The sequence below is a fragment of the Alteromonas sp. G4i13 genome (assembly GCF_054960505.1).
In genome coordinates this window covers 40,380-60,123 of record NZ_JBHNYX010000025.1, presented here as the reverse complement: position 1 = coordinate 60,123, position 19,744 = coordinate 40,380, and the positions used below count along the sequence as shown (strand labels likewise).

Here is a 19,744-nt window from a genome sequence, read left to right as displayed (position 1 = left end):
CAGAAAAAGCTTGCGCTTTAGAATTACAAGTGTAATCTAAAAACATGGACTACAAATGTAATCAAAATAACAGACGTCGTAATTATGAGTAAAATGTCAGACAAACCCGAAATTTCAAACGCTGAATTTGAAGTGCTGGACGTACTGTGGGACGACCATCCTGCCACGTCGAACGAGGTTATTGCGCGACTGAATGACAAAAAAGACTGGCACGAAAAAACCGTCAAAACCTTGTTAGGCCGCTTGGTAAAAAAAGAAGTGTTAGGGTTTGAAAAGCAGCAGCGCCAGTATCTTTATTATCCACTGATTGCTAAAGAAGACTATACAAAGAAAGAAACCACGAGTTTTGTTAGTCGACTGTTTAAAGGCAAGATCGCCCCTATGGTCGCTGGTTTTGCAAATCAAAACTCGTTATCTAAACAAGATGTGGACGAGCTCAAAGCCCTTATCAAGAAATGGGAAGAAAACAATGATTGATTGGATTATTGCTCAGCAGGGTGTTTTGTCGCTAGCGCTTGTTTTACTCATGGTGTGCGAACACTTTTTCACTAATAAAATTGGGGCTTCGCTTACCTATAAGCTATGGGCGCTGATACCAGCTTGCCTCATAGTCAACAACCTTCCAATGTCGCTGGTTAACATTCCATCGAATAGCTTTGCTCGCTATGTGGTTGGCGTTAAGCCCACATTAAACACCGTAGCGTTCGAAACCTGGTTTACTGTATGGGCAATTGGCGTAAGCGCAATTACAGCCTATGTCTTAGCGCATCATCTTAAAATATGGGCATCGATAGGAAAGCGCAACGCTATCCACACCAATGCCTACTATTCCAGTAAAGCTACCACACCTATGCTATTTGGTTTTATCTTCCCAAAGGTGCTTATTCCCTTCTCATTTAAAAGTGCATTTTCGATTCAACAACAAGCACTGGTATTAGAGCATGAGAACGTACATCGCAAGCATTACGATCACCTGTGGAACGCGTTAGCGCTGGTTATCGCTATTGTATTTTGGTTCAACCCACTGGTTTGGCTTGCGCTAAAATCCTTCAGAATTAATCAAGAATTGGCTTGTGATCACGCAGTACTGAAAGACAAGACAGACAACGAAAAACTCACCTATGCAAAAGCACTCGTGCAGTGTGCCGAGCATGGTTCAGACGCCCTGCACTTTACACGCGGGCTTTACCCAACCTTTGGAGAAAAAAGGACTATGATCAAACGTTTAAACGCGATAAAGCAACCTATGCGTAACAATAAGGTACTGGCTGCAGGCGTACTTTCAATTGCCGCCATGCTCACCATCAACACGGCTTTAGCCAATGCGCCAGTAGCAGAGACCAAATCTGAAGCTAAGATTAACCAGGCATCGCCGGTTAAACGCGTTCCACCAAGCTATCCAGAAAAAGCAGCACAGCAAAATGTTGAAGGTTTCGTTGTACTCTCCTTCGATATTACTGAAACGGGCGCTACAGATAATGTAAAAGTAGTAAAATCAGTGCCTGCTGGCGTGTTTGATAAAAGCGCAAAAGTTGCCCTGAAACAATGGGAATACAAGCCTCGTATTCAAGGTGGCAAAGGCGTGAGGCAGACCGGCCTTCTGGTGCAGCTAGACTATCAACTCGGAGCCTCTCTTGATACGGCGAGTGTTGAAAAGAATGCTTCCCCTGATGTAGAGCGTATAATCGTTCCACCCAAACAGAGCAAGTAAGCCCCAAAATTATCAGAATACTAAAAGGAGCGTATCGCTCCTTTTAGTGTTTTGTCTAATTGACTTAGTTCCTGCCTACTGCACACTACCACTCGATCACCCAAGTCTCTTATAAAATGTAAAGTGCCTTTACAATTTCTATAGAGAATTTACGACCTCACTACGTTAGAATGTGAGTATTTACACACCTGAAAACTTCTAATTTATGGAAGGTTTAAATAGTCGATAGCGCAATTGCTATGGTTATTTTCAATCAAGTTACTCCAGACGGGCTTTCGCTGCTGGTGTACAAAAAGGAAATCTATAATGAATCGTATCGTTTTAGCACCTACAGTGCTTGCCCTTACTTTTTTTACTACTTGTGCTAATGCCAATATTGATCAGCTTAAAGGTCTGTTAGGCGGTAAGAAAGCGGAATCGACAGTAACTTCCAGTAGCCTAACTGAAATGGCAACCAGCGCAGCATCTAATATCGACTTGGCTAGCTTAGTGAGTTCAGTTGCAGGTAACCTTAACGTGTCTGAAAACCAATCAGAAGGTGGCATAGCGTCAATTATGAACTATGTACAAGGCAACCTTTCAGGCGCTGATTACGCCCAGTTGGCAAGCAGCATTCCAGGTATTGATAGCCTGCTTGAGGATGTTCCCTCTCTTAGTGGTAACTCAGCAGCAAGCTCAAGCTCTTCACTATCAGGCTTACTCAATAAGGCCTCTGAGTACAGCTCTACACTTAAATCGGTAAACGACTTAAAGCAACAATTTGAAGCGCTAGGCCTTTCAACCGATATGATTGCCAGCTTTGTCACTCAAATCAGCTCGTATTTAAATGTAAATGCAGATGAAGAAACACAGGCGTTGTTTAAATCTGGCCTAGATAATTTGCTAACCGCTCTGTAACCTGTCTAAGGCGTATTAATTCTCTTCTACAACCCAAATTAATACGCTTTAACTTTTTTGCAGGGGCTTTTAGCTTGGTGAAATAGCAACTCCTGTTTATCTTTTTACACTCAAATACACAGCCTAATCGCCTATGCAAAATGCAATGTCTCGGTTTTCTACGAAGCCCAAATGGTTTCGACTATCCACTTATCTTGTTCTCATCTACCTTACTTACGCGCTTCTTATCGGCGTAGTTACGCCTGCGGTATTAAAGGCAAAGTTACCCAACATAGTGAAAGAAAACACTGGAAGAGATGCTGCTGTTGAAGATATTGCAATCAACCCTTTCTTGCTAAAAATAGAAGTGACTAATTTTGTTATCTATCCAAATATACACTCTTCAAATGAAAGCGAAGATAACGCCGTAATCCAGAACCAAGAAAATCATTTTTTTAGCGTAGGCAATGTTTCACTGGACGTTGGATTCTGGCAATCACTTTTCACCTTCACTCCTGCCGTTGAATCGCTAACTATAGACGAACCTTTTGTTTCCATTGCACGTTTAAGCGAAAGTGAAGACACACAAATCTTCAACTTCTCTGACATTCTTACCCACGTAGAGAAACGCAGTACAAAAGCACCTGAAGAGCCTAATGACACTAGCGAAGGGCAAATTCCCCGAATTACGTTACGTGATTTTGCACTTAACGAAGGGCGAGTGGTTATTGAAGACAAGGTGACCAACACCCTACTTGATTACCCAGAATTGAGCGTTGACTTGCAAGATTTGGATACTCACGCTTTGATCAGTTCAAGCAGTGTTGGCAACAAAAACGCTAACCCTAAAAGCGATAAAAGTGAGAGTGCTCAATCAAAAGGTAAGTTAGCGTTCAACCAATATCAATTTAACTTGCTCACCGCAGAGAAAGGTAACATCGCCATTGATGGCGAGTTTCAATTATCTCCACTAAAAGTTACGACAGACATCACGATAAACGATGTAGCGCTTACGCCGCTTTGGTCACTTTCGAAAGATTTGATAGAAGCAGATTTAGTAGACGGCAAGGTTAACTTAAGCTTACATGCTGAAGTTTTTGAACAAGATACAGCCTTCCAGTTTATTCTAGAGCGTGGCGAATTTGGTGTTAACAACCTTGTGTTTAACGCTGATCCTTCGCCAGCCACAACAGGCACCGCCAAGAGTTCGCAAGAGATCATTGCCATACCCGCGTTTGCCATACACGATATAAACGTAAACGCATTAGAACAGCAAGTTAGCATTGCTGAAGTTGCTTTTGACAACGTTCGAGTGTCGGGTCTATTTGACAAGTCAGGGCTTGATTTACAGCGTCTGTTTACCCCAAAAAGCCCAGCGGCAGATGCTACATCAGCTAACGCTAACCCCAGCGCAGCGCAAGAAGGAAATAGTGAAACAGAAGATGAGGATGTTTCCAACGTAGCAACCGACAGCGCAAATGAACTAGCACATGAGACCTCGTGGTATGTTGAGCTTCACCAATTTGCATTTAATGACGGTAGCATTGATCTTTTAGAGCGTAGCGTAAGTGACGGGACCTACTACCGCATCAGCAACCTCAATATTAAAAGCGGAAAAGTCACTACTGACTTCTCTAAACCCATTTCCTACACCACAAGTTTGCATGTCTCTGCCAATCCACAAACGTTTAGCGATGCACCTAACGGTGTGCTAAGCAGCAGCGGCCAAATAGTTATTGCCGAACAAACCATAAAGGGCAAAGCAGCGATTGAGCAACTGGTGCTAAGTCATTTCCAGCAGTACGTTTCCCCCCACGCAAATGTGACCCTTGAAGAAGGGCTATTTAATTTAAACGTTGAGTTTGATGGGGCATTTATGAACGCCGCTGATAAAGAAAATATCGACTCACTAAACGTTAAGGCGAGTACTAGCATTAATAATTTAAGCGTACTGGATGACGACAGCTCTCCCCTACTACAGTGGCAGTCCTTAAATGTAGACAACATCGAATTTGACCACGCATCGAACCAGCTAAGCGTAGACAACATTCACCTACAAGCGCCATTTGCACGACTTATTATTGATGAAGCTAAACAAACCAATGTGAGTAAGCTGATTGTCGCTTCATCAGACAAGTCCGCTAACAGTGAAAGTGCCAGCGAAAATGGCAGCGCAACCACGTCGAAAGCATCAAACGCAAACGTGCATGCAAGCACTACAGCTGAGCCTTCACAAGCCAACGAATTGGCCATTGCCGTTAACACCATATCAATAGAAAACGGCAAAGCGTACTTTGCTGACCATTCATTAACGCCAAAATTTGCGTCTGCTATAGAAAGTTTAAATGGCAGAGTTTTGGGAATTGACTCTCGCTCAACTTCCCCTGCCAATGTTGATATCACCGGAAAGATAGACAACTATGCTCCGGTCAAACTAGCAGGCACTATTCATCCATTAAAAGATGATATAGACCTTGATTTAGATTTTTCAGTCAAAGGCGCCGAACTGACTTCAGTTAACCCTTACTCAGGCACCTACATGGGCTATTACATTGACAAAGGCTTGCTGTCATTGGCTGTGCAATACAAACTAAACGGTAAGGCACTGGAAGGTAAAAATCATGTTGTTATTGACCAATTAACGTTGGGCAAGAAGTCGAACTCTGATCAGGCATTAAGCCTACCGCTTGGCCTTGCTATTGCGTTATTAGAAGACAGAAACGGCGTTATCGATTTGGGTTTGGATGTGTCTGGCGATATCGATAGTCCGGACTTCAGTTTCGGCTCCATTATCCTCAATGCTATTGGCAATATTATTACAAAAGCTGTTACTGCACCCTTTTCGCTACTTGCGAACCTGGTTGGCAGTGACGACGAACTCGACAACGTTGAGTTTGGGTTTGGAGAGCATTCGCTAAATGCGGACGCTCAAGAAAAACTGAATACCCTTGCCAAAGCACTTAAAAAACGTCCAGGACTTAGGGTTAATATCGAAGGTACTGTCAACGCCATGTCTGATGCAAGTGCCCTAGCCCAACGTCAGTTAAACACTACACTTTTAACAAGAAGCGGCGATGCTGATGCATCTGCTACTTCCGGCAACGCTAGTACCAACGAAAATTCTCTTGCTGGCGGTGAAAATGAAAGTTCCAACACCCCTGGCAGCGTACAGCGAGACTCAATAAGTGGCAGTAATATCCCACTGGAAGGCCCGTTAGCCGATGCGCTTTTATCCTACTATGTTGAGGTGTTTACACCTGACCTTAATCAAGAATATGACAACATGGTGGCGCAGCTTTACCCTGAACTCGCAAATTCAGACAATGAACAGAGCCAAAAGAGTGCTGATAACAATAAGGAAGTCATTAACGAAGAAAGTGTAAACCGAGCATTAAGCATTGCCCGATACAACAAACTACGTAACAACATTGATATCCCTGAAAGTGACTTAATCCTTCTGGCTGACGCGCGCAGTAAAGCGGTGAAAGGTTATTTGGCAAATGAAGCTGAGGTAGAAGCGAATCGCTTATTCTTGCTTAATACCCAGCACGACTTACATACCGAATTTAGCGGTGTGGAATTAACGTTAGAAGCGAAGTAATGAACGGGTTGGCTTGAAAATAAAACCCTATAATTTAGGGTTCCATAAGGTCACTAAACAAAAAAGGGTAGCTTATTCAGTTAAGCTACCCTTTTTTGTAAACAGTGACTTCTGATACTACTTGCTACTTAAAACCCAGCTAGCAAATGGTACCGTAGTGCGTGCCTCGCCTACTTCTTCAAATGGGGCGCGCAAGTTGCGGATACGTTAGACGCGTTGAAAATTTCGATCCAATAGCCGTCTGGGTCTTTGATAAATGCGATCCCTTTCATAGAACCATCATTAAGCCCTTTCTGAAAAGGAACGTCTAGTGATGCAAATCGTGCACATGCAGCTTCAGCATCAGGCACATGAAAACCAATATGCCCAAAACCTTTTGGCTCTGTATTTCCGTTATGATAATCCACTGTTTCTGGTGTATCGCCCCAATTGTGGGTTAGCTCCAACATGGCCGGGCGACCAAAAGTTTGCTGAGTACGTTCGTCTACATCGTCAGAAATATCAGAGAAATCATCACCTGCCGCCAAAAAATAAAGGCTGAACTTCATTTCTTCAAAATCTAGACACTTAATTAGCGTCATTCCCATAACTCGCGTATAGAAATCTAGCGAACGCTTGGGGTCGGCAATGCGCAGCATAGTTTGGTTGAACACAAAACCTTGTGTCGCGGCATCTTTCTCTTCATACAGGCCTTCGGCCTTATCGAAATGTCGGCTCATAATAGTCGTCCTTAGCGATATAGATAATTAAGGCAAGGCAATCTTGCTTTGCCTAAAAACGAGTGCATAGAAGTGAGGGGTAATTTTCTTTTCACAACAGCACTTAGTCTATCCTCTTACGCGCTTTACCTCAGATGCGTTTTATTCAACGCCTATTTTTACAGCGCTTTTATTTTTTAGGGAGCTTTCCCCAAACCGAACCTGCATCACTTTTTTTCACTGGCGACACTTTAGTATTGGTGTTTTTGCCAGCCGCTTCTTTTTGTTTGCTAGCGCCTTTATTAAATGAGCTTGGCTTAGTACCAGAAGTACTTGAGCTATCTGATTTTTTATGCGAAGTTTGTCGCGTGGACTCCGGTCGATATTTTTTCACCATACCTTGCAACAAATTGCGAACCACTTGATCGCCAGCAGGTTTAAAGTTGCGATGGTCTGGCTTTCTAAAAAACGCCGACAGCTCACCTTTACTCATTCTAAAGTCTGCTAATTTAAGCACCGCTATCATATCGTCATCTTTATAACTCATCGCAATACGGATTTTGCGCAGTACTTCATTATTACTTAATCGCTCTTTTGGCCCCAGCTCTTGTGGCATTTGCCCTTCTTGACGACCACGATTTTTAATAATCAATCCATCTAGAAACAGCGCAATAATCTTATCGCGACACGGCAGATAGCCCTCTTCGCCTTCCCGCTTCATCACAGCATGTAAATAATCAATTTCCATGTCGTAGTTCACTAATTTAAAAATACTTATGGCGGCGGTATCGTTGATAGCTAATGCATAACGAAGGCGACGTAAAACATCGTTGTGGATCATGAAAATGGGCCTGAAAAGTGGAGTAGCCAATAATTGGTATGGATTACAGTGTAGCGCTACGTGCGCTTTCGCATATTTTACACTACTTGGCCATTTGCATCTATCGCTGGCTGTCGGGTGCGTAATTTCTACCAACACATAGTGAAACCAAATTAACGTACTTGGCGTAACGACATTGTACATCTGGTTTCGCTCATTTCATCGGCGTACCGAAATTGAGCTCATTGGTAGAAGGATACTTCCATGGCAACATTAAATCTCAACGGGAGAGACGTCAGTCTTCCCGATGATCCACGAACGACTTTGTTAGATTTTCTCCACCAGCATTTATCACTTTTTGGCACCAAAAAAGGTTGTGACCACGGACAATGTGGTGCTTGTACCGTTATCGCTGACGGCAAGCGTATTAATGCATGCTTAGTGTTTGCATTCCAGTTAGAAGGCGCTGAAGTCACAACTATTGAAGGCATCGGTGAAGGTGAGAGTCTTCATCCGCTGCAAAAAGCTTTTATCGAGCGTGACGCGTTTCAGTGTGGCTATTGCACATCTGGTCAAATATGTTCAGGCGTATCCCTACTTAGGGAAATGAAAAATGAAGACCCTAGCGCAGTTACTTATAGTCAAACTCGTCACAGTAAAGCTTCATTGAAAGAAGATATCAGCGAACGCATGAGCGGTAACCTATGCCGCTGCGGCGCCTACCCTAATATTGTGGATGCTATAACCGATGTCATTGCTTTGGAGAGACAATAATGCAGCCATTCACTCTTCATCATTATAACGGCGAAAAGCCGTTGAGTAGCCTGCCCCTGGACACAAGATCACGTTTTTTGGCCGGAGGTACAAACCTAATAGATTTAATGAAACTACAGGTAGAAACGCCTAAAACATTAGTAAGTCTTGCGAAATGGGATAAAGCTAACACTATCAGCGAAGATGACAATTACTATTATATTGGCGCCATGGTGACTAATTCTGACTTAGCGAAGTTCGCTCACACGCAGCCCAATGTGTCTTTACTTGCGCAAGCTTTATTAAGCGGTGCAACAGTTCAACTTAGAAATAGGGCAACCACTGCAGGCAATTTGCTACAACGCACCCGCTGTTATTATTTTTACGACACCACAAAAGCCTGTAATAAACGAGAGCCAGGCACTGGCTGTAACGCATATAACAGCATGAATAGAATTCATGCCATATTTGGCACTAGCGAGAGCTGTATCGCCACACACCCTTCCGACATGGCCGTAGCCATGATTGCGCTTAACGCACAGGTACATACGCAGCAACCTGATGGCAAAACGCGTCGAATCGCGCTACGAGATTTCTACTGTGAGCCGGGCGAAACGCCGCACATAGAAACCCAATTAGACGAAGATGAACTTATCACCCATGTCAGCATAAAGAAAAAAGCAAACGGTACTCAGTACTATCACAAAGTACGCGACCGTTCTTCCTATGCGTTTGCACTCGTTTCTGTTGCGGCTGGATTGAAAATTGAAGATGGTCGTTTTAAAGACCTTTCTCTCGCCTTTGGTGGTGTGGGCACCAAGCCTTGGTATCCGCAAAAAGCAATCAGTGTTCTTGAAGGCGCGGAACCAACCCAAGAAGTCATATTGCAAGCCGCGGAAGCTGAGTTATCCGAAGCAAAAACGTTTGGCAGTAATGACTTTAAACCAGAACTATTGCGCAGGACGTTAACAAAAGTGCTTTTAGAGTTAGCAGAACATCAGGTAAAGCACCCAGGACATGAAGGAGCTTTATATGACAACGCATAATGCCAAAACTGTAGGGACGCCAGTTAATCGAGTTGATGGTTCAGCAAAGGTGTCAGGTCAAGCAAGGTACGCTGCGGAGCATATGAGCGATCGCACTCCTTTGATAGGCTGGGTTGTATCAAGTGATACTGCCGTAGGTAAAATCACATCCCTTAATACAGAGCAAGCGGAACAGGCCGAAGGCGTACATGCAGTTATCACGTATAAAAATGCAGGTACTCTTAAGCCATTTAGCAAGCCTGCAGATGAAAGCAGGTTTACTCAAAGTCGCGCCGTACTTAACGAACCTAACATTCGTCATTTCGGTGCGCCGGTCGCTCTAGTTATTGCTGATACGTTGGAGCAAGCACGCTATGCCGCAAGTCTAGTAACCTTCACCATAGACGGTGAAATACCAGATTTGCTGACAGAATTCGATGATGCAACGCAAAAACCAGCGTCGCTAGATGGTGGGTTTGAGGCAGATGCGTCTAGCGGTGATAAACCGCAGCAAAGTGATATCCAAGCAAGCATTAACGAAACTTATACTACACCCAGCCAAATCTCTGCTGCTATGGAGCCTCACGCCACGGTTGCCGACTTTAAAGATGGAAAGCTTGAGGTCTATTGTAGCGTTCAGATTATAGCGACGGCTGTTGAGGCGCTTGCGATTACGCTTGAAATGGATGAAGCAGACATCGTAGTGCAGAGCCCCTTTGTAGGTGGCGGGTTTGGCTCTAAGCTAGGTCTTCATTACGATGCAACGCTCGCTTGTATAGGGGCCAGGTATTTAGAGCGGGCTGTCAAAGTGGTGTTAAGCAGGCGTCAGGTCTTTTATAACACCCCTCATCGAGGGCACAGCATACAGAAAATCAGCCTTGCTTCTGGTGATGATCATGCACTGTTAAGCGTACAACACAAAAGCGCTATGCCAAAAGCCAAGGGCTATGAGTTTGCCGAAGCAACAGGGGCTGGCGCACGGGTTACCTATAAATCTCAGTTCATTGAAAGTACGCATAGGGTCAAAGACGTAGACCTGCCGCTTATCGACTCTACCCGTTCTCCTGGAGACGCCATTGGCTCCCTTGCTTTTGAATCGGCCATTGATGAACTTGCCCACGAAGCTGGTGTCGACCCGCTTACGTTTCGCATAAAAAACCTGCCGGTAGTTCACCCTATGAAAGGCACGCGGTTTACCACCCACAACTTAGGTGAGTGCCTTCGTCAAGGCGCGCAAAACTTCAAGTGGCAGCATAAAACACAGCCCACACCGGGTAAACAAATCGGCCATGGCGTAGCGAGTGCTATGCGTATGAATGTGCTGGTGGAAAGTTCCGCTGAAGTGGAATTGAGTGCTACCGGTGAGGTAACGGTTCGCACTGATATGACAGATATTGGTACAGGCACCTACACTATTCTCACACAAATTGCCGCCGATACTTTAAATACGTCGGTAGACAATGTCACAGTAAAACTCGGTGATAGCCGCTACCCTGCTTCATGTGGTTCAGGTGGCTCATTTGGCGCAGCAAGCTCTGGTTCGGCGGTTAAAAAAGCCTGTGAAGCGCTTATCGATAGCATAAAAAGTGCGTTGCCCCCAGCTCTTAGCCAAGCTGAAGTACAAATTTTAGATGGGCAAATAAAGTTAGTCTCGTTTGCACAAGGTGATGATGATGAAGTAAGTAGTCCGGTATTACTCGCCAACTTTATGTCCGACAGCGAATTCCCCATATCAGCAACCGGTAGCGTATCCGAAGATGACACCAGCGATGATGAGCAGTATTCATGTGGCGCTCATTTCGCGGAAGTAGAGGTAGATGAATACACGGGTGAAGTTAGGCTACTTCGCCAATACGGTATGTTCAGCGCGGGGCAAATCTTGAATATGAAAACAGCTGCATCTCAAATAAAAGGGGGAATGGTATGGGGCGCTGGCTACGCACTTACTGAAGGGATCTATCACCATAGAGACACGGCAAGCTTTGTAAATCCAGATTTTGGTGAATATCATGTGGCAGTCAATCGGGACATTGCCGAAGTTAGCCTGGATTTCTTACAAGAGGCAGATTATGCCGCATCGCCAGTGGGTGCAAAAGGTATTGGTGAACTAGGCATTACTGGAGCAGGCGCCGCCATCGCTAACGCAATTTATGATGCATGCAAAGTGAGAGTACGAGACTTCCCCATTACCATGGATAAAATAATCGCAGGTAAAAACTAAGCAAAAAAAGCGGCCTAACAAGGCCGCTTCACATTTTACTATTTCAAATGGCTATCAAAAAAGTCTACCGTTCGACGCCACGCTAGTTCAGCATCTTTGGGACTATAACGACTTGTTGAATCGTTGTGAAAGCCATGCTGTGCTTTAGCGTAAGTAAAGGCCTCGTACTCAGCAGCATTTTTTTCTAATACTACTTTGTATTCCTCCCATGTCGCATTCACTCGCTTATCGTTTTCAGCAAAGTGAATCAATAAAGGGCCTTTTACTTGATCGACTAAGGGCTGTTTCGCTGGGGTCCCGTAGAAAGGAACAGCAGCGTCCACCTTGTCAGGTATGCTGGCTGCTAGAAAATTAGCAATATACCCACCAAAGCAAAAACCTACTACACCAAGCTTGCCTGTGGTTTTTTCGTGCTCTTTTAACCACAGTGCTGCCGCTACCATATCTTGTTCTATCTTGTCCTTATCAAGGCTCTTTTGCATAGCACGACCATCGTCATCATTTCCCGGGTAGCCACCTAACGGAAACAGCGCGTCAGGTGCAAACGCTACATAGCCTTGCATAGCGAGCCTTCTGGCTACGTCTTTTATATAAGGGTTAAGCCCGCGATTTTCGTGTACCACTAAAACGCAAGGCGCAACGCCAGATTCCGGCAGACTAGTGGGCTGCACTAAATAACCGCCGCCTTCACCATGGCCTTTGGGCGAGGAAAAAACTTCGTAAGTCGCTTTAATTGCAGGGTCGTTAAACGAAACCTGTTCTGCTTTGGCATAGTCAGGGATCAGTGCGCCACCAATAGCGCTCACGGTCAAACCTGCAACTGAAAGCGAAGCAAGCCTGGTTAAAAACGTTCGACGGTCTATGTCCCCGTGGGCGTATTCATCGTACCAATCAAACGCTTCTTGAGGGATACTAAGTGATGCTTCTTGCGATAATTTTTGCGGTTTTGGGGTGTTGTTTCGCTTCATCTGTTTTAACCCTAATGTGGTAGCACAAACCCCGTGCTCCGAAAATTGTCGATAACATCTACTCTACGTGGGATAACTAAGAAAGCAAAGCGCAATTCATTTTTAAAACAATAACTATCTACGTCACATAGACTCAGAACCTTGTAACCACCAAGACGCGGCAACTTGAAGTGGCGAGGGGTCGTTAGTATCAGAGACCCAAACAACGAGGGCGTGTTTTTTGGCTTTTATATGAGTATTACTGGGCAAGGGCAGACTAGCCACATATTGCTGAGTATGAGCATTGTCGCCGTTGCTACTCAATAACGCGTTTTCATAATCGACTACTATAAAGTCGTGAGTGAGTTTACGCCCAGCGTTTTCTCCCCGCTTGACCGAGGTTTCTATGCCAAAGCCAATTAACGCAGCGTGAACAACTAGCGTGTTCGATGTACTTCTGTTGGTATTGTTGAAGGACACATCAACGATGTTGTTTTGAACCGAAGCATGAAGCGCACCAGACAGAGGGGCGACTCGGTTAGGTAACGACTGCCCCCGAAACCATCCATTCCAAGCACGACCATTTAAAGCAAAACCTGGCGTGGCAATGGTGTTTGCTTTGCCTACACGCTTGTAGTCTCGCTGCCGTTTACTAAAAGTACTGTCAGCAAATGGATCCTTCCAGCCTAGATAATCCCAGTAGTCCACGTGAAAGTTTATGGGAACCAGTTCTGTCCATAATTTATCGCTCTCTACAAACCCTGAAATCCATTTTTCCGCAGGCGGACAGCTGCTGCAACCTTGGGATGTATAAAGTTCCAAGACGATTGTTTGGTTGGGCGAACTGGTAAGTATAAAGGGCACGTCTGTTGATTCGGTCATGGCTACGTCTGTCGCTACGTCTGTTTCTAGCAGCGGCGTAGATGACAGCGTAGTTAATAGCGCTGATTCTGACGCTAGTGCATGGGCTGAACCTGACACTTTGCTTTCGTTAGAATGCAGAGTAAGGGCAGCTTTAACTATGGGGTTCGTTGTGGCTTGACTTGAAGCATTATCAACGTCGCTATTTGTAGATGTTGAAACCTTCGGTTTTTCCGGTTGCGCATTGATACGCCAGTCATAATCAATGAACCGCAGTTTATAATTCTTAGGAATAGGTTCGGCTAGATACTGGTTAATGTATTGAGGCAAGTCCTTTACTTTGCCTGAAGCGACAAAGTCTTCAGTATAAAAATCGAGGATTTCCGAAACGTACACGCGCTTGCGTTTGTCATCAAAGTAAAAGTGTTTCTTACTCCCAAAAAACTCACGGGTGGCTTGTTCAAGGGTGTCGTCTAAGGTTTCTGCATAAAACGGCGTTTGCGGTAGCCTTGGGCAATCTTTTACCATGCAGTTAAGCGCAAAGTGGGCTCTGGGCTCGTTAAGCGGTCTAATTACATCGTTTTCAAAATCATATAAATTTGTGACTTTACCGCCAATCACCACATCGCGAAACTTGAAAAAAGCTGCTCGTGAAAAGAAACTGGTAAAGCCATCGGGAATACCTTTTTCAATGACACCGTACATGGCTAACGCATTATAGCTATTGATGTAATAGGCCATTATGGATTGTGGTGAGTCAAACAATTCAGGGGTCATTTCAGGGCTAGCAAAACTAATAAAATTAATGACGCTTTCAAGGGGCGCTATATCTTTAGATAACCCTTTGAAATCGGTTCGTCCCTGCTCATCTACATAGTGTTGGAGTACATATTCCCAGTCTTGCGATGCTTTTCGATAGGCTTGCTTAAGCTCTTTTATCGCTGCGGTTTCAACACTGTAGTCAATTATCTGCTTATCAGACGCCTGGCTACTGTTGGCAGCTGGTAAAATATACAACAGCAGCATGGACAAGATAATGGCTAACACACTCCCAAATTGAGGAAATCGGCGAGGCTTCATGATCTTCTCCTTACACGCTTTTGGCTGGATGGTGACGCTTGCCATTTGTACTAAGCGCATTTGCTGACAGCAAACTAGGTGTAGCTGTATCTGGGATTTCGCGAATGGGTATTACATTATTTTGTTTGTAACGTTCTCCCAATGGCTGGTACTGCTTTTTCTGCCCATGGCGGTCGGTATATGTCAGAGGTTTCAATATATGTTCATCGCGCTCGGCGTTGTGCTTGCACATAGAGATGGGACCATCTGCGGTCATAACCATGAATGAACACGCATCAATTCTGTCTTGCTGAAGGGCGTTGGCATCCATAAAATTTTGAACAAAAAACGACAGTTTGTGCACACGTCCTTTGCTTTTGAAAAGGCTGCTACGCATTTCAAACAGCTTCAATGAGGTCGCTTTTGCAAGCTTCCAAATCCACTTTGGCCTAGCAAGCAGTGCTTTACTGTAATCCCATATGATCTGTGCCGTGCCGTGCTGCCGGGTTGTTTGTATGTGCTTAAAATCCTCAATGAACTGCGCAAATAAGTGTGCATCATCAACGACGGAATAAACCTGTTTATCAGCCACTAACGTTGGCATGTAGCTATGACAGTCGTTATGCCCAATACGTACTTTTTCCCACGGCAGCGCTTTGCTAATTGTTTTTTCTATAGCGGCTTTCACCGTTACGGGGTCAATTACATCAGCTCTTGCTCCCCATTCCCCTCGGCCTGTTTCTGCCTGTAGCTGAAATGAGGCGAAACTTACGGCGTCTGCATGCTGCACAAAAAAATCCACCAGCATGGGCAATTCTTTGAAATTATCGGTGTGCACGGTGGTGTTAAAAATAATCATAAGCCCCAAGCCTTTGGCCCGTTCTATGTATTCTTCGCGAATAGCATTTAGCGATGCTTCATCAGGGAAACCTTTACGTTCTTGGGTGGTATCAACGTGAAAAGCGACATCGTTTAAGCCAACTTTAGCTAAAGCTGCAAGCAGGTCACGGGAAGCTGCAATACCGTTGGTAAACAGTGCAGTGTGTAAGCCGAGCTTATTGGCATATTCGACAATTTCAATTAGCTCGCTGCGCTTTCTTAACGTAGGGTCACCACCGGTTATTTGTACACTGGTACCAGGACCATAGTGAGGAAAGACATTGTCTAATCGCTTAATCACTTCTTGAATGGGAATGTCGCGAACCGCTTGCGAATGCTCAGATAAATAGCATAAGGTGCAATCAAGATTACACTTTTGCGTGATTTCAACAGCAACACAACCTATGGTGTGCGTGCGGCCCAGCAGCTGATTTGGGGTGAAATGTTCACCCATGCGTTTTTGGGTATGAAGAAGTTGTTGATTTCTAGTGATACCAGGGGAGCACGCCATGTCAATGCGCCTTTTTCGAACTACACAGTATCAACAAAGACCTATTACATATAAAAATACTTTCACGGCGTGCCGTTTTTTTGCACTAGTTTTATTGTCATGCAACGCACTCGCTTCTTCTGATACAACTGAAAACCAATCGCTATTCACAACAACGTCGACTTCGTTCGAAGAAGTAAAAAGCCGTGTTTTTTCAGATCCCTATTCGGCGCTACCGCAATATGCAGTGTCGCGGAAACACTTCGATGCTGACGGTGAAAACCTGCTGCTAAGTCACGCTAAAAGAACCCTTTCTTCCAACGCAAATTTTATAGAATTAGGTACCAAGCATAAGCTACTTCAAGCTAATGGTATTTGCTTCGCTGGCACATGGAAAATTAATCACAGCAGCCCTTACTCCGGGCTTTTTCAAGCACGCACAAACGTGCCGGTTATCGTAAGAGCGTCAGTCAGCTTAAGCGGCACAAAGCAGCGAGATAAGCGTGCTTTTGGTATGGCAATCAAGCTTTTCCCCAATACCCAAAGTACGGTTACTGAAAACATATTTTTAATGCACTCGCTGGGTGGCACTAAAACCCAGCACGTGGCCAACTTACCTATGACCAACGAGCCCGCTCTGGGCGAATTGCCGCCTTTCAGTCAATTACTCACCGCTTATCGCTTGGAAAGCGATCTTGAAGAAGCAGATCAAGCGTTTAGCGGAAAAAATGCGAATGCGCGTTTCAGATCTGTTTCACATTTGGCAGAAGTATTGCTCCCCAACGACGAAATAGCGAATAACGTGAGGCAAGGTCCTTACTGGCTAAAAGCGTCGTTAAAACCTGATACACCGCTAGTGAATAAAGATGATTTTAGGGATGAATTGTCGTTGCAGCATTACCCAAATAAGACGCTATCTTGGGTTTTATCTGCTGCCAATTTTAACGATGCAGGGATAGATAAAGCCCAATGGCAAGAGATAGGTGAAATGACATTGACTGAATCTGTGGCCTCCCTTACCTGCGACACGAAACTTCACTTTAATCACCCTGCAATCAAATGACGCTAAGCAATTCCGTTTAAATGGGTAAACCTCGCGTTAGAGTGTTTTTACTGCCTATTGAGATTACCGTATAGTGAGCAATGTTTTCATTGTTTTAGTATTAGTGTTGTTTCATGTCCGGTTCCTTTCGCAAGAACAGTCGCAAATACAGCCGCAGTATTCACTTGTGGCTGTCGCTGGTTATTTTTATTCCTGTGATCATTGTTATTGCGAGCGGTTTATTATTGCAGGTTAAAAAAGAATTCGACTGGATCCAACCACCAACACAAAAAGTGCAGAATACCCAAACCAACGGGCCTACGATTTCCTTCGACGACGTGCTACACGCTGTAAAACAAGTGCCTGAGGTTAATTTAAACAGCTGGGAAGATATAGACCGATTAGACGTGCGCCCCACAAAAGGCATCATTAAAGTGCGAGGGAAGAACCATTGGGAAGTTCAACTGAATGCACAAAATGGTGATGTACTTCAGGTTGCGTACCGACGCACAGACACCATTGAAGCTATTCATGACGGTAGTTGGTTCTTTGAGGGCGCTAAGCTATGGCTGTTTTTGCCCGCTGCCCTATTGCTTTTTGTGCTGTGGGTAACTGGCCTTGTCATGCTGTACACCACCATGAAAAGTAAATATCGAAAGAACAAATTTCGTCAGCCCTTAAACAACTCATAACGGATAAGTTATCGCCAGTTGAACACTTTCGCCCTGCGCAAATGCCGCTTTGTCATCGGCACTGGTGTAATACTGTTGATTGGTTAAGTTGCGCCAGCTAACTTGAAGCTGAACCCGCTCGTGTAACTGCCAATCAGCGCCCATGTCCAGCGTAAATACCTCATCAAGAGCTCGCTCTCCGTCAGCAATATCCGTCTTACTTGCACGATAGGCAAATACCGTAAAAAACCGCACAGCTTGCCATTGAACGCCTAAATCAAGCCTCTGACTGTTTGCAGGTATATCTGCGATGCTATTACCCAAATCGTCTTCACCGCTAATCCACATTCCGCTAAGTCGAGCGTCTATTGCGTCATTGTGCGATTGCCAACTAAGTTGATAGCTCACCCCCTCTATCGTTGCACTGTCTAAATTAGAATATTGAAGCACATCTTCAGCAACCATAATGCGTTCAATATAGTTATCAATTTTCTGATTAAACACCTCAATCGAGCCTTGCAGTTGCTCACTGCTGTAAGCAACACTGGCTTGCATATTTAACGCTTGCTCTGTTTCAAGTTTGAGGCTGCCCAACACAGTACCGCGAGGCGTTTCGCCAGCGAAGAAACGTTCAGTTAAAGAAGGATTTCGAAACGCGCTAGACACATACATACCGGCCGCCCAATGCTGAGAAAGCTGATAATTTGCGCCTAAATACCCGCTTAGATTAGTGTTAGTCTGAGCAGTGCTAGATTGGAATGTATTGGCATCTGAATCATCAGACTGGCGCTGCCAGTCAACCCGTGCGCCAAGGGCGAGCGACAAGCTTTGCCACTGTCGTGAGGCATCAGCAACCGCTGCGGTAGTAATCTCCCTTGCATCGAGAGTACGCACTTCATAGGCAAGCTCTGCTTCAAATGCGTTTGTTATGAAACGGGGCGATGTGGTGTCAGGTAACGCGCTTTCCGCTGGTGTTAATGTGAATTCTCTCTCATCTGCCACTACGCCGTCTCGACCAGTAACTTGCAGCTGCCAGTTCAAATCCCAGTCTTTCAGCTGCGTATCTGTGCTTATGTTAAACCCATAGTCAAACGCCTTGTTTTCGCTGTCGTTGATGCGGCTTTCTGGTCGCAACACCGAGGTTTCTAGGCTAGATTTATGCCACCAGACATTTCCAGTAAATAGATGACTTTCAAACGCTATTTTGCCAAGCCAGTGCGTGTTGTCCGGGTAGGTGGTTATTCTGCTTTCTGGGAAGTCACTGCTCGACTTACCAATGTCGTTATTATCAGAATAAAGCGTCCACGCCTCTTTTATGACGCTATCTACCGGCCTGTGTCTAACAAATAGCCCTGATTGTTCGAATTGATCAAACAGCGAGCCCCCATTCGCATCTTCTCCATTGTCGGCGCTTCTGTATGAAATGTTCCAGTCTGTCTCGCTCTCTTCAGTTAGGCTGTTGCTATTGTCTGCACGGCGTGTGCTGCCAGCATAGCTCAGCGCCTTCATTTGTTGATTGCTGCTGTAGCCAACGCGTAGGTGAGGCTTTTGAATTTCCCCAAAATGCAAGTTCACCGCGCCACCTATCGCTCCCGAGCCTAGGTAAGTGGAAGCGGCGCCCGGTAACACAGATACTGTTGAAATAAAGTCAGGTGGAATAAAGCCTATGCTAGACCCTGCCCGCCTGTCGCTCACAATCGGTACGCCGTCTAGCAGGGTTTGAATTCGCCACCGCGAATACCCTCGGATACTGATGCTTTGTATTTGCCCGCCCTGCCCATTTAACGACACAGAAGGAGATTGAAGTAAGACATCATTGGTATGTAACGGCGCTACTAGGCCACTTTTATCAAACTCATATTGCGGAAAAATGCGCGAAAGCGTCTCGTCGTAATAGGGTCGTGCAGCCGTTACTGTGTAGCGCTCTACCTCGTTGAGCGGTGCACCTTGGGCAACGCTAAAAGATGATGTAAGCAGTAAAGGTAGTGCAGCAATAGATACCGATAAACCAGACGAGGATTTAGAAGACACTGAAAAACTTGAATCTAGCAAAAAAGAAAACAATGATGATCTCACTACGCGATACATAC

Annotated in this window: 15 protein-coding genes; 9 read left to right on the top strand and 6 right to left on the bottom strand. The window is 44.9% G+C overall.

Annotated elements, in window-relative coordinates:
• Nucleotides 1–84: 84 nt before the first annotated feature.
• From ACFI6J_RS13395 to ACFI6J_RS13380, 4 genes are all read left to right on the top strand, one after another.
• Nucleotides 85–477: a BlaI/MecI/CopY family transcriptional regulator gene (locus tag ACFI6J_RS13395; protein WP_014950296.1), complete on the top strand. Its 393-nt coding sequence runs from the start codon at nt 85–87 to the stop codon at nt 475–477.
• Entirely contained in the window at nt 470–1,711 is a 1,242-nt protein-coding gene (locus ACFI6J_RS13390; RefSeq protein WP_156086722.1) for a M56 family metallopeptidase, read from the top strand. The genes ACFI6J_RS13395 and ACFI6J_RS13390 overlap by 8 nt, the downstream gene beginning before the upstream one ends.
• Before the next feature lie 306 nt (nt 1,712–2,017).
• Nucleotides 2,018–2,608, top strand: a complete 591-nt coding sequence (locus tag ACFI6J_RS13385; protein ID WP_014950298.1) for a DUF2780 domain-containing protein — start codon at nt 2,018–2,020, stop codon at nt 2,606–2,608.
• 145 nt (nt 2,609–2,753) lie between these two features.
• Entirely contained in the window at nt 2,754–6,188 is a 3,435-nt protein-coding gene (locus ACFI6J_RS13380; RefSeq protein ID WP_231506534.1) for a DUF748 domain-containing protein, read from the top strand.
• Between the two features lie 170 nt (nt 6,189–6,358).
• Here ACFI6J_RS13380 and gloA read toward each other — a convergent pair whose 3' ends face one another.
• The gene (gene gloA, locus ACFI6J_RS13375; protein ID WP_156086724.1) at nt 6,359–6,907 is read right to left on the bottom strand and encodes a lactoylglutathione lyase; all 549 of its coding nucleotides are present in this window, start codon (nt 6,905–6,907) and stop codon (nt 6,359–6,361) included.
• Nucleotides 6,908–7,076: 169 nt separating this feature from the next.
• Nucleotides 7,077–7,910 (bottom strand): YehS family protein, encoded by an 834-nt coding sequence (locus ACFI6J_RS13370; protein ID WP_231513097.1) that lies wholly within the window; start codon nt 7,908–7,910, stop codon nt 7,077–7,079.
• Between the two features lie 60 nt (nt 7,911–7,970).
• Here ACFI6J_RS13370 and ACFI6J_RS13365 point away from each other — a divergent pair, with 60 nt between their 5' ends.
• The 3 genes from ACFI6J_RS13365 to ACFI6J_RS13355 are packed head-to-tail and all read left to right on the top strand — an operon-like array spanning nt 7,971 to nt 11,705.
• A complete protein-coding gene (locus ACFI6J_RS13365; RefSeq protein WP_039228167.1) occupies nt 7,971–8,480 on the top strand; it encodes a (2Fe-2S)-binding protein in 510 nt (169 codons plus the stop codon).
• Nucleotides 8,480–9,505 carry an FAD binding domain-containing protein gene (locus tag ACFI6J_RS13360; protein ID WP_156086725.1) on the top strand — a complete coding sequence of 342 codons (1,026 nt, stop codon included), beginning with the start codon at nt 8,480–8,482 and terminating at the stop codon, nt 9,503–9,505. The genes ACFI6J_RS13365 and ACFI6J_RS13360 overlap by 1 nt, the downstream gene beginning before the upstream one ends.
• Nucleotides 9,492–11,705, top strand: coding sequence for a xanthine dehydrogenase family protein molybdopterin-binding subunit (locus ACFI6J_RS13355; protein ID WP_156086726.1), 2,214 nt, complete (start codon nt 9,492–9,494; stop codon nt 11,703–11,705). Before ACFI6J_RS13360 ends, ACFI6J_RS13355 begins: the two co-directional genes overlap by 14 nt.
• 38 nt (nt 11,706–11,743) lie before the next feature.
• Here ACFI6J_RS13355 and ACFI6J_RS13350 read toward each other — a convergent pair whose 3' ends face one another.
• From ACFI6J_RS13350 to ACFI6J_RS13340, 3 genes are all read right to left on the bottom strand, one after another.
• Nucleotides 11,744–12,673 carry a dienelactone hydrolase family protein gene (locus tag ACFI6J_RS13350; protein WP_156086727.1) on the bottom strand — a complete coding sequence of 310 codons (930 nt, stop codon included), beginning with the start codon at nt 12,671–12,673 and terminating at the stop codon, nt 11,744–11,746.
• 123 nt (nt 12,674–12,796) lie between these two features.
• On the bottom strand, nt 12,797–14,593 hold the full coding sequence (locus ACFI6J_RS13345) for a DUF1223 domain-containing protein (protein ID WP_462586210.1): 1,797 nt from the start codon (nt 14,591–14,593) through the stop codon (nt 12,797–12,799).
• Nucleotides 14,594–14,603: 10 nt separating this feature from the next.
• On the bottom strand, nt 14,604–15,962 hold the full coding sequence (locus ACFI6J_RS13340) for a radical SAM protein (protein ID WP_156086729.1): 1,359 nt from the start codon (nt 15,960–15,962) through the stop codon (nt 14,604–14,606).
• Here ACFI6J_RS13340 and ACFI6J_RS13335 point away from each other — a divergent pair.
• Nucleotides 15,961–17,004 (top strand): catalase family protein, encoded by a 1,044-nt coding sequence (locus ACFI6J_RS13335; protein WP_156086730.1) that lies wholly within the window; start codon nt 15,961–15,963, stop codon nt 17,002–17,004. The two genes, ACFI6J_RS13340 and ACFI6J_RS13335, sit on opposite strands and share 2 nt — an antisense overlap.
• Before the next feature lie 113 nt (nt 17,005–17,117).
• Entirely contained in the window at nt 17,118–17,675 is a 558-nt protein-coding gene (locus ACFI6J_RS13330) for a PepSY domain-containing protein (RefSeq protein WP_156086731.1), read from the top strand.
• Here ACFI6J_RS13330 and ACFI6J_RS13325 read toward each other — a convergent pair.
• Nucleotides 17,670–19,685, bottom strand: a complete 2,016-nt coding sequence (locus ACFI6J_RS13325) for a TonB-dependent receptor (RefSeq protein WP_231506537.1) — start codon at nt 19,683–19,685, stop codon at nt 17,670–17,672. The genes ACFI6J_RS13330 and ACFI6J_RS13325 overlap by 6 nt on opposite strands.
• Nucleotides 19,686–19,744: the final 59 nt, after the last annotated feature.